The sequence below is a fragment of the Oligoflexus sp. genome (assembly GCF_035638955.1).
Classification (GTDB): Bacteria; Bdellovibrionota_B; Oligoflexia; order Oligoflexales; family Oligoflexaceae; genus Oligoflexus.
Genome location: NZ_DASQYZ010000317.1, coordinates 1 through 10,921 on the forward strand (window position 1 = coordinate 1; position 10,921 = coordinate 10,921).

10 protein-coding genes and 1 pseudogene are annotated in these 10,921 nt (G+C 55.0%); all 11 read right to left on the bottom strand.

The window, feature by feature from the left end; genetic code table 11:
• Window positions 1-196: pseudogene (locus VE954_RS28945) on the bottom strand (maltoporin); the annotation flags it as partial.
• On the bottom strand, window positions 193-1,248 hold the full coding sequence (locus tag VE954_RS28950) for an ABC transporter ATP-binding protein (protein ID WP_324959493.1): 1,056 nt from the start codon (window positions 1,246-1,248) through the stop codon (window positions 193-195). The pseudogene VE954_RS28945 and the gene VE954_RS28950, both read right to left, overlap by 4 nt.
• Entirely contained in the window at window positions 1,235-2,182 is a 948-nt protein-coding gene (locus VE954_RS28955; protein ID WP_324959495.1) for an ABC transporter permease, read from the bottom strand. Before VE954_RS28955 ends, VE954_RS28950 begins: the two co-directional genes overlap by 14 nt.
• Window positions 2,179-3,162 carry an ABC transporter permease gene (locus VE954_RS28960; protein WP_324959498.1) on the bottom strand — a complete coding sequence of 328 codons (984 nt, stop codon included), beginning with the start codon at window positions 3,160-3,162 and terminating at the stop codon, window positions 2,179-2,181. Before VE954_RS28960 ends, VE954_RS28955 begins: the two co-directional genes overlap by 4 nt.
• 49 nt (window positions 3,163-3,211) lie before the next feature.
• Window positions 3,212-3,334 (bottom strand): hypothetical protein, encoded by a 123-nt coding sequence (locus VE954_RS28965; RefSeq protein WP_324959500.1) that lies wholly within the window; start codon window positions 3,332-3,334, stop codon window positions 3,212-3,214.
• A 10-nt stretch (window positions 3,335-3,344) separates the two neighbouring features.
• Window positions 3,345-5,033, bottom strand: a complete 1,689-nt coding sequence (locus tag VE954_RS28970; RefSeq protein WP_324959502.1) for an ABC transporter substrate-binding protein — start codon at window positions 5,031-5,033, stop codon at window positions 3,345-3,347.
• A 21-nt stretch (window positions 5,034-5,054) separates the two neighbouring features.
• Complete coding sequence (locus VE954_RS28975; RefSeq protein ID WP_324959504.1) at window positions 5,055-6,296, bottom strand: ROK family protein; 1,242 nt, start codon at window positions 6,294-6,296, stop codon at window positions 5,055-5,057.
• Between the two features lie 35 nt (window positions 6,297-6,331).
• Entirely contained in the window at window positions 6,332-7,693 is a 1,362-nt protein-coding gene (locus tag VE954_RS28980; RefSeq protein WP_324959506.1) for a GH1 family beta-glucosidase, read from the bottom strand.
• Window positions 7,694-7,721: 28 nt separating this feature from the next.
• Entirely contained in the window at window positions 7,722-8,696 is a 975-nt protein-coding gene (locus tag VE954_RS28985; RefSeq protein ID WP_324959508.1) for an ABC transporter ATP-binding protein, read from the bottom strand.
• 17 nt (window positions 8,697-8,713) lie between these two features.
• The gene (locus VE954_RS28990) at window positions 8,714-10,453 is read right to left on the bottom strand and encodes a glycosyl hydrolase family 8 (RefSeq protein ID WP_324959510.1); all 1,740 of its coding nucleotides are present in this window, start codon (window positions 10,451-10,453) and stop codon (window positions 8,714-8,716) included.
• Between the two features lie 205 nt (window positions 10,454-10,658).
• Window positions 10,659-10,921, bottom strand: a 263-nt coding sequence (locus VE954_RS28995; protein WP_324959512.1) for a hypothetical protein, incomplete at its 5' end; no start/stop codon positions are given.

Sequence of the window (10,921 nt, forward strand, 5' to 3'; positions counted from 1 at the left end):
CATAATTTCCACATTCGTTGCCAAAGCGAGGAATAATATCCGGCCAGCCTGGGGAATTAAAACAAACCCCATCCACGTTGGAACGGCTATAGCTCAAACCGCTGCGGAAATAAAAATTGTAATCCAGATCATACTGCGCCGAAGCCAAACTGCTAAAAAACAGCAGCACAGCCGCCCACCCTAATGTCCACTTCATAATCTGACTCCCTGGAGTGCCCGATGTTGCACGCGGTCCCGGATTGGAATCGCGCCTTTGCTTGCTCGCATGTCCTGGTGTGGCGGGACCACGCCGCGCGGATGATGGCAGGCCAGCGCATGCTCGTCGCATACGATCAAGTCCGGCGTGATTTTCGCGCAAAGTCCGGTCGCTGATGTGCAGCGAGGATGAAAGGGGCAACCGCCTGGTAACGACGTGAGGCAGGCCGGATCCCCAGGTACACCGCGATGCGGGGCGTGCCGTTCATCAGCCCGGGGAAAAGCCTGCAAAAGACCTTCCGTATAAGGATGTCGTGGGTTGTGCACAAGGACCCGGGATGCCGCTTTTTCCACAATGCGTCCGGCATACATCACAGCTATGCTATGACAAAAATCGAGCGCCAGCGGCAAATCATGGGTCACGAGGATCACCGAAAAATTCTGCTCTTTTTGCAGTTCCCGGATGCGTCCCAGGATTTCCGCCTGAGTCACCACATCAAGGGCGGTGGTGGGCTCATCCATAATCAGCAGCTGCGGCTCCAGGGCCAGGGCCATGGCGATCACCACCCGCTGCCGCATGCCGCCCGACATTTCAAATGGAAATGATTGCAAAATCCGCCGAGGCAGGCCGACCCACTCCAGCAGCTCATGACAACGGGCGAGCTCCTGGGCCCGCGTCCAGCGCATATGAACCCGCATGGCATCGACCAACTGACGTTCAATACGCATCACCGGGTTCAAGGCGTCGAGCGAACTCTGCACGACCAAAGCAATCTCACGCCAACGCACACGATTGAGTGCCGCTTCGTCAAGCTCGAAGAGATCCTGCCCTTTCCACATCATGCGGCCACTTGCAATATAGGCCGGTGCCCTCAAACTTCGCAGGATCGCCCGGCATAGAGTGGACTTGCCACAACCTGATTCACCGACGAGTCCCAGGATTTCGCCAGAGTGAAGCGTCAGGTCAATCGCATCGAGACACACCACATCACGGTCCGTGTCTGCAAAGGCAACGCTTAAGTTGCGGATTTCCAGCTGATTAGCTTCGGGCATGGCGCAGCTCCTTGGCCAGTGGGGTGATACCGATCGCTCGCTGCAAAGGCTCTCGAAGTCGACAGCGCATAATGGTTTCAGCGCGCAGACTGGGATTATTCACGGCATCCACAGCATAGGACACGAGAGTAAGGGCACTGCACGACAGCGCAATGCCCAGACCAGTGGGGACAAAAATCCACCATGATCCTGTGAGGAGCGCCGCATCATTACTGGCCCAATAGAGATTGGTTCCCCAGCTGATGCGATTCATATCACCGAGTCCTAAAAATTCCAGGCCCACCTGCGCGCCTATCGCATAAATCACCGAGCCGATGGCGCTGGACGCAAACGAGGCGAGAAGATTCGGCAGAATTTCCCAAACGAGGATGCGCAGTCGAGATTCCCCTAACATCTCAGCTGCCAGAATAAAATCCTTGTTGCGCATCGATAAGGCCAGTCCGCGAAAGACGCGCGCCGTCCAGGCCCAGCCTGTAATGGTTAAAACCAAAAGCAAGGTCCAGGGCCCTGACGGTAGAAACGCAGCGAGGACGAAGGCCAGAGGCAGGCCCGGGATAACCAGGATGATGTTAATGAGAAACGACAGCAGGCGATCCACAAGACCCCCGGCATAGCCAGCGGTCAATCCGATAAAAGCTCCCAGCGAGGTCATCGCGATGCCAGTAACCAAAGCCAGCGTCAGCGACGATGCCGTGCCGGCTATGGTCTGACGCCAAACATCCTGCCCCTGCCCGTTCGTTCCAAAGAAATGCAACCAGGATGGAGGCAGCAAAGGCTCGGCCGTATATTCCGTGGGATCACCGACCAGAGCCAACAGAATCCAGGATCCAAAGAACAGCAGGCCCAGAATAACAAGACCTATGCGGGATTCGGAATGATCCTTGAAAGCACGGGCTAGTGTGGATTGTTGGAAGGACTTCCAAACATGATTCATGTGCGGGCTCCTCGTGTGCGGGGATCCAGCCAAAGGTAGGCGATATCCACAAGCCAGTTGGCCAGCAGGACCGCGACGGTGATGCAAAAGAAGAGGCCCTGCATCAAGGGAAAGTCCTGGTTACGCACGGCTTGAACCAAAAGGTATCCCTGGCCAGGATAGGAAAAAACGATTTCAGTGAGCATGGAACCCGCCAGCACATAACCAATGGCCATACCCAGGCCCGTGATATTCGGCAGCAGCGCATTACGCATAGCATACCGGTAAAGGACCGCCTTCTGATTCAAACCCTTGGTTTGGGCCAGGTTAATGTATTCGGTTCCCAAAACGCTGATCATGGCGTTGCGCATATTCAGAATCCATCCGCCCATGGTGGCAAGAATTATCGAAAGTGCAGGCAGAAAGAGATGCTGGGCCGCATCCCAAACAAAACTCAGAGTCCAGCCTGGCTTCAGTCCCGCGGAATATGCATGACCAATAGGAAACCACGCCAGGGTAAAGCCAAAGACATAAACCAGCAGCATGGCGAGCCAGAAATAGGGAAAAGATCCCAGAAAAATCAAAAGGGGCGTAGCATATCGATCGATCCAACCGCCGCGATACCACGCGGCCAAGGCCCCGAGCCACGTGCCGACCGTAAAGCTGATCGCCAGAGAAATCCCGGCGAGCGCAAGCGTCCACCCAATGGACTGAAGAATGACGGCTGATACTGTCGCCGGAAAGAAGCTGGTGGAGATTCCAAAATCACCGTGCAAAACGCTATTAAAATAGGTCAAAAACTGCTGCCAGAGCGAAGCATCTGTAAAGCCCAGCGTGCGCCGCAAAGCTTCAATGGCTTCCGGCTGGAGTTGGCCCTGAAAGCGTGCAAACATGATACTCACCGGGTCCCCCGGCATGAGCCGCGGCAACAGGAAATTCACAAGCAGGGAGAAAAGCAGCGCAGCTCCGTAAAATACCAAACGTTTGAATGCGTTTAGCATGATTGCCCCACATCGCATCGCAGATCAAAGAGCCTTGGTTGTTTTGCCTTCAGCATGGTAGCCTCGCATCGCTGCGCAGATCAGAGAGCCTTGGTTGTTTTGCCTTCAGCATGGTTTCTTCATATCGCTGCGCAGCACGCCGAACTCCAAGCATTTTTTTCACGTTCAGCATAAAGCCCCCCTCACATTGCCGCACGGGTGACAGGCCTAATAGCCGTTAGCACCTGCAGGATTTCTGGTCGATAGTTGGGTGAAAGCACAGCATAAGGCTGGGTCGGTGACGGAAAGTTTTGAAAGTATCGCGTATGCGCCGTGCCCCAGGCCGGATTCGGAAATAAAGGAATCGCAGGAGCTTTCTGCATGAACTGGACCTGCAGGCCATCGACCAGTCGACGTTTTTCGGCTTCATCGAATGTCCCCGCCAGCTTTTGCAGACTGGCCTCGGCGTCGCTATCACCAAAGCGATGCCAGTTACTGGCCGCTGGCGTGCCGATTGGCAGTTTGGTTTTATCCGACATCAACCAACGATAGAATTCATAAGGCTCGACCGTATCCGTCGACCAGGAAATCGCCCCCTGGAATTCACCACGCTGCAGCTGACTGAACCAGGCGCCAAAATCATAGGTTCGAAGTCGTGCATCAATGCCGATGGCACGCAGATTCTTACTGATAATCTGCGCCGCTCGCACCCAATCGGACCAGCCGCTCACCACGTTGATATCGAGGGACCACACATCACCGTTGGGCAAGCGACGCAGGCCGTTTTTATCTTTTTTCAATCCCAATTGATCCAGCGCAGTCTCGGCTTTTTCCGGCTGAAATGTGACCCAATCCGAACCCTCATGATCGGTTGGCAGGCGCCAGCGCGCAAAAGCTTGCGTCATGCCCGAGGCATGAGCCGGTTCTGAATAATTAAACATGGCAACTTTGACAATTTTCTGCCGATCAATCGCCATGCTGATAGCGCGGCGCACGTCAGCCCGATCGTAGGGAACCTGCGTGGTATTAAGATAAAGAAAAACCATATTGCCCACGAGCGGAAACCAATAGCGATTATGCTCAGGGTCCTTCTGCACGTAGATGCGATCCACGGCCGGCACAAAATTAGCCGCAAGATCAATGTTGCCCTGCAGGAGATTGAGCATCACCTGCTCATTGCTGGCAAAGGCTGGAAAGCGCAGAGCCTTCACCGCGGCCTTGTCTTTCTGCCAGTAATAAGGATTGCGTCCCAGTTCATAAACCTGATTCTCAAAGAGCGTGACCTCTGTATAAGGACCAGTCGCCACAGGATTTTCATTCGCGTAGCTGACCGGATCCTTCACGTCCTTCCAGGCATGTTCGGCCACCAGAGGCTGCTGCAGAATAAAGAGCAGACCCGGAGCAAAACTCCTTTGAAAATGAAAACGTAAGTGCTTCGCATCCATGACGTCAATGCGATCCAAAAAACTCCAGATACCATTGGCATCCAAGGCGGGAAACTGCTTCAGGAGCTGAAAGGTGAAGGCCACGTCCCGGGCCGTGAAGGCCTGGCCATCGGACCATTGCACACCGGGCCTTAGGGTGACTTTCAGCTGCTGATGCATCGGGTCTTCGAAATCAGCAGCAAGGGCCAGCCAGGGCACCAGCTGCCCTTCCATGCGGTTATAAATCATCAGGGGTTCATGGATGGCAGCGAGCGCGGACCAGCGGGCCCCGGCAGCCGCCGAAAGCGGATTGAAATTACGAATCCACGAGGCGCTTTGTTCGGTGGATATGACCAGATGTTCGCGCGGGGGACTGATTTTCTTCGCAGCATGACAGCCGATCATTCCCAGCAGCAGCCAGAGCACGATCGCACCGCACCAGAGGGAGCGATCGCATGGGGTCTTCATACATAGTCCTTCCCCTCGAAACTAGCCGAGGCTGAACTCCTTGAGTCGCACCCGCTGTTCGCGGGCCTCGCAAAAGAGTTCGAAATCTTCCAGCATTTTTTCCAAAACCAGGGTCGCTGCCCCGAGCGCCGTTTGCTTTTCGCCGAACCGACTGCACTCCAGCGGCACGCTCCGAAGTTCAGGCCATACAAGGTGCCGCGGAATCTCCGCGCGCAGCATATTTAAAATTTCCTCGCCCAGGTCTGGGACCACACCACCGACAATCACCAGTTCGGGATCAAAGCTCACCATGGCATTCGCAATGGCCAAGGCGAGACGATGTATAAACTTCCGCACAATGTCCTGCGTATTCGCATCACCGGTTTCAAAGGCCTCCTTCAAGAGCGCGCCGCGGTGCAAAATCTTGGGATGGCGTTGCCCCACTTTGACCTTGAGCTCCGCCAGCACATTATTAATGCCGATCATGGAGTTCAGATTATCCTGGGTCGGGCTCTGATCGATCTTGCGATCACCCAGGAAGGTATGGCCCAATTCTCCGGCCAGACCATGCGCACCCGCAAAAATCTTGCCATCGATGATGATCCCGGCGCCCAAACCGGACGCCACTTTCAGATACAAAAGATGTTTGCGACTTTGCCTTTCCGTCCACCACAGCTCGGCCAGAGCTCCAAGGTTGGCATCATTTTCCATAAAAATAGGAATCGACACATGCTCCTTGAGAATGCGGCTGAGCCCCAAACCGGCCCACTTCGGGTGGATGGCTGGATGCATGGAAAGGCTGTCACCCCCGGAATAAATCGGACTGGGGACGCCGATGCCAAGACCAATCACCTTGCGGCTGCGACGCCGAGCCAGGGTGATGCCTTCCTTCAGCAGATCCATGGCGATCTGAATGGACTGCTCCGGGAATTCCCGGGTTTGCGCCGGCACCGACAGCCATTCCACTTCCTGTCCGCGCAGGTTGCTCAGCATCAGACTGATATGCGACGCGCCGAAATCGAGCCCGGCAATCAGATGAGCATCATCTTCAAAGCGCAGCAGGACAGGCCGCCGCCCACCGGACGATTCACCATGACCAATTTCACTGATCAGCCCGAGATCCAAATGTTCGGCAACGATGGCTGAAATACTGGGGCGGCTCATCCCGGTGAGACGGGCCAGATCCGCGCGTGAAATCACCTGATGCTGCCACAATAGCCGCAGCAGCAAATTATTATTCGAAAGCCTGATATCCGATGCATCCAAACCTTGAAACACTTTCATGATTTCCCCTTTGGCACCCTTTGGATTTGCGGTGTTCAGAGTACATCAAACACTTTATTGGCCGCGATCACTTCTTTCAGCCACTTGTAACTCGCCTTGGGAATGCGCTCCTGAGTCGCGTAATCCACGTAAACGAGACCGAAACGTTTCTCATAGCCAAAGGCCCACTCGAAATTGTCGAGGATCGACCATGCAAAATACCCCTTGAGCGGGATACCTCGTGCGCAGACCTGAGCCACCTGATCCAGGTGCAGGGCGTAGTAGCGGAGGCGATGAGGATCGTGGATCTGCCGATCCGCTGTCAGATGATCGTCGTAAGCGGCACCGTTTTCCGTGATGTAATAAGCCTTGGCCGGATAATCCTTGGCCAGACGAACCAACAGATCCTGCAAACCGTCCGGATAAATCTCCCAGCCCATCCCGGTGTAGCGCAAAGGATCCGCCTTGGCAGCTTCCTCGGCAGGTCCGCGATCACCCATCACGCCGCGTGAATAAAAATTCACACCAAGGAAATCATTCGGCTGAGCGATCGTGGACAGATCACCAGACTGAATAAAATTCCACCCCTGATGGCCCAAAATACCCTGCTTTTCATAGTGTTTGATCATGTCCTGCGGATAGCTGGCGCGAAAGACAGGATCCAGATACCAGCGGTTGAAATCACCGTCGAAAAGCACCGCAGCTTCTTCATCTTCGGGTTTGCCTGGCGTCGCTGGGTAGGATGGATTCAGATTCAACGTGATGCCTGCCTGTGCGTCTGGCGCCAAGGCGCGAATACGCTGCATGGCCAAACCATGTGAAAGCAGGACATGATGCGCCGACTGCAGAGCGGCGAGCGGATCCTTGAGTCCAGGTGCATGTTCCCCCGTGCGATGACCCAACACTGCCACGCACCAGGGTTCATTGTGCGTGATCCAGTGATCGACACGATCGCGCAGCTGTTCGACGACATAGGCCGCGTAATCGGCGAAGGCATAGGCGGTATCGCGGTTGCGCCAGCCGCCTTGCTTTTCCAAAGCTGATGGTAAATCCCAATGATAAAGGGTCACCCAAGGTGTGATGCCTTTTTGCAAAAGCTCATCGATCAGTCTTTTATAGAAATCAATCCCGATAGGATTGCTCGCGCCACGACCTTCTGGAAGAATGCGCGGCCAGGCTACGGAGAATCGATAAGCCTTGGCCCCCATATCCGCCAGGAGCTGCACATCACGGCGGAAGAGGCGATAGTGATCACAGGCCAGGGTACCGTTGCTGCCGTCGATGATTTTGCCCGGTTGGGCGCAAAAATCGTCCCATATGCTCGGCCCTCGTCCGTCCCCCGGAATCGTTCCCTCGATTTGGAAGGAGGAGCTCGCCGCACCCCAGACAAAGTTTTTTGGTAAAGATCGTTCTTGCATGATCATCCTTTTCCTCTTTATGCAGCATCTAGGAAGGAAAATGACAGCGAACCTCGCGCTGGCCCATCCTGGTTAACGCGGGTCCTGCCTCTAAACATGATTGGGCAACCTTGGGACAACGGGATGCAAAGAGACAGCTGCTCGTTTCACGCAGCTGCGCCGCCAGCATCCCTTCTTCATCGGTCTTGCCTGGCCGGGTCGCGATCCGTTCATGAGCCACTCTTAAAAGCAGCTGGGTATAAGGATGCGACGGCTTTTCCAAAATGTCCTCGGAACGTCCGCACTCGACCACCTGTCCTGCATACATCACCGCCATACGATCGCTCAGGTAAAAGGCGCTCGGCAAATCGTGTGTGATCAGAAGAATGGCGAGGTTATGGGTTTCGCGAAGTCCTTTTAAGAGGTTCAGAATATCCATGCGAATGGAAACATCGAGCATCGATGTGGGTTCATCGGCAATCAGGAGAGCCGGACGGACAGCCAAGGCTCGCGCGATCGCCACGCGTTGCCGCTGTCCGCCCGAAAGTTCAAAGGGAAACTTCCTCACAAAGCTGGAACCTGGCCGGAGTCCAACCGCATCCAGAAGATCGGCAGCTTGCTGTTCGCTCGGACCGTGCAAGGCAAGCGCACGTTGCACGTGATATCCAATGCTATGAACCGGGTTTAACGAACCAAAGGGATCCTGGAAAATCATTTGAACCTGGGAACCAAACTCCCAGCGATCCTTACGGCCTTGAGCACGACCGCTTTGCCTTTGGCCGCGCAAAGTATAGTGGCCTTCATCCGGCGTTTCCAAACGCGCCATGATTCGACCGAGCGTGCTCTTGCCACTGCCGGATTCGCCCAGAACGGCCAGGATTTCACCCGGCTTGACGCTCAGGTTGATCCCTTCCAAAGCAAAGAGTCGTTTGCGGGCACCGAAAAGGCGCTTGAAAACACCTGTTTCTCCGGTCGTGACCGGATAGGTTTTGGTGATGCCCTTGAGCTCGATGAGTTGGTCCATGATCTCATGATTCCTAATTAGGGCTGAAGCAGTCCGCCCGCCAGCAGCAGATAAAGCACCCGCAAGGTTCCCTGATAGTAGGGGTTGTCACCGACCTGAGGGTCCGGCGCTTGGGGGATGCTGCTGATCCAATCGCTATACCATTGATCGGCTGTGTTTTGATCTCGTGCTGTTGCAGTCAAGGCCAGACCACCAATGAAACAGCTGTTCTTCTGATCCACCGATTTCGCAGGGCCGCCGCGCGCATGCGCGTAATTGTAAAGATTCTTCAGGACCTCGGAAGCCTCCGCTTTTCCATGCCATGCGAAATCAGTTCCGATTCGCCACGGCACACGACAGGCTTCATAACCATAAGCCCCTGCGGTGGCGCCATTTGCATAGGACCAGTCGGGAAAGAGACCACCCATATTGCGTTGATACAGAGCGAGCAATTCATAGGTTCCTCGCGTCAGATCATTCCAGAAATCGGCCTGGTTGGGCAGATAGCTGGCAAACACGCGGTAATAACCGGGAGCAAAATAGGAAGGATTCAAACGCTGATCGACGTTATCGCGGCAGCCGCCCCAGATATCACCGGGGCGCAGAACCAGGCGGCCTTCGCATTCCGATGTTCCATATTGTTTCAAGGCGGTGATCAAGGGTTCCGCGAGGAAACGATAGCCACCCCATTTCCGATCCGCCATCACCAGGGCCATGGCAATATCCAAATCGCCGTCGGTGGCGGCATTATCGCCCCAAACGCCACCGCAGACGGAAAACTGCCAGCTCATCATACCGCGTGGATTGCGACGCTTTTGAAAGCCTTGGGTCAGACGATCGAAGGTCTGGCGATCATCCATGCTCACAGCCATCAGCATGCCGTAACCGGTTCCTTCGGACACCGCTTCCGAGCCGCTTTTCCGAATATCAGCGGAACCATCGCCGCAGTCGACGAAGTATTTGGCTTTCCAGTTTTCATATTCCGTTTTCAGCTGATCGCGATAGATATCCTGAGGTTTGTAGGCATGCCAGGCACCGGGACCGGTGGAGCCGCCGGCATCCGCCTGCAGAAATTTCACGTCATTCACGGCCAGGGAAAATTGGGGTGTCATGGCTTTGAACTGCACGCTCAGGATGCGGGCCGGGTTGAAGGGGACAACCTTGGTCGTGGGACCCCAATCTTCCTGAAGAAGCTGCGACCAGGGAATCGTGATATCGCGCCAGGTATCCGCCTTGGCTGTGATGTCGTAGCCGTGGCAATTATAATCCGTGACATCCAGAGTGCAGACCTGCACCCGCACGCTGCCCTGTGATTTCAGCGCGAAGCTCAGACCTTTAAAGGCGCTGGCATCATAGCCATTCCCACAGTCGATTGGATCCAAACCGAGCCCGGGATCTTCAGCCAGAAAATGAAAACCGATGCCGCCACCGGCCCAGCCATTGGCCTGGCAGTTATGACCCTGAGTCGCGGCCACATACTTTCCTTTTTGGCTGCTATCAGCGGTCATCACAAACCGATTGTTCTTCGTCACCACAGGCGTTTGCTGACAGCCACCACCGGGATTGAAGGTGTACCAGACACCCAATCGGCCTTCACCGCCGCTGATCCGCGCGTCACCATCTTCCATATCATCAATGATGGCGTTCTGACCTTTGGACTGACATGCGCCATAAGCATGTTCGACGCTACGGCTTGCGGCCTGAGCCGTTCCATGTCCGAGGCCGCACACAGCGCTGACCGCTGCGGCAAGTCCAATCACGTGTCCCCCGAAACGCATGGTCCCCTCCCTGACTTTGTTAAGTTATTTAACAAAATGGTTCTATCAGTGCCCAGGAAGGGGGTCAAGCGGTCTTCACGCTGGCAATAGCGAGCGGGCTCGACTTTAAAATTGTTCAATGCGAGAGAGGTCGCCTCGGCCCGTTAGACCGATGCAAATTAAGGACGGGAAAAAGGCATGCGGAAATGGCGACTAAAATCGTTGATCAAAGGTCGCTAGTGTGCAGAACAGTTCCCGCCCGCAGCTGAGGAGCAATGGAATCACAGATCGGAAATTCCTCAAGCCTTTTCCCTTGGATCTTACAATTCACAAGGGTCTTCTCCAGGGCATGAACAGTTCCAGTTCGACCTGCGTCCTGAACCCTGGACCTTTGTCCACAGTTCTGCACCTGGTGCGCATGATCTTCCGATGAATTCCCGGTAAATTCGGCCAAAATCCTGGACTCAGAAGCTGGCACCTGGATTGCAT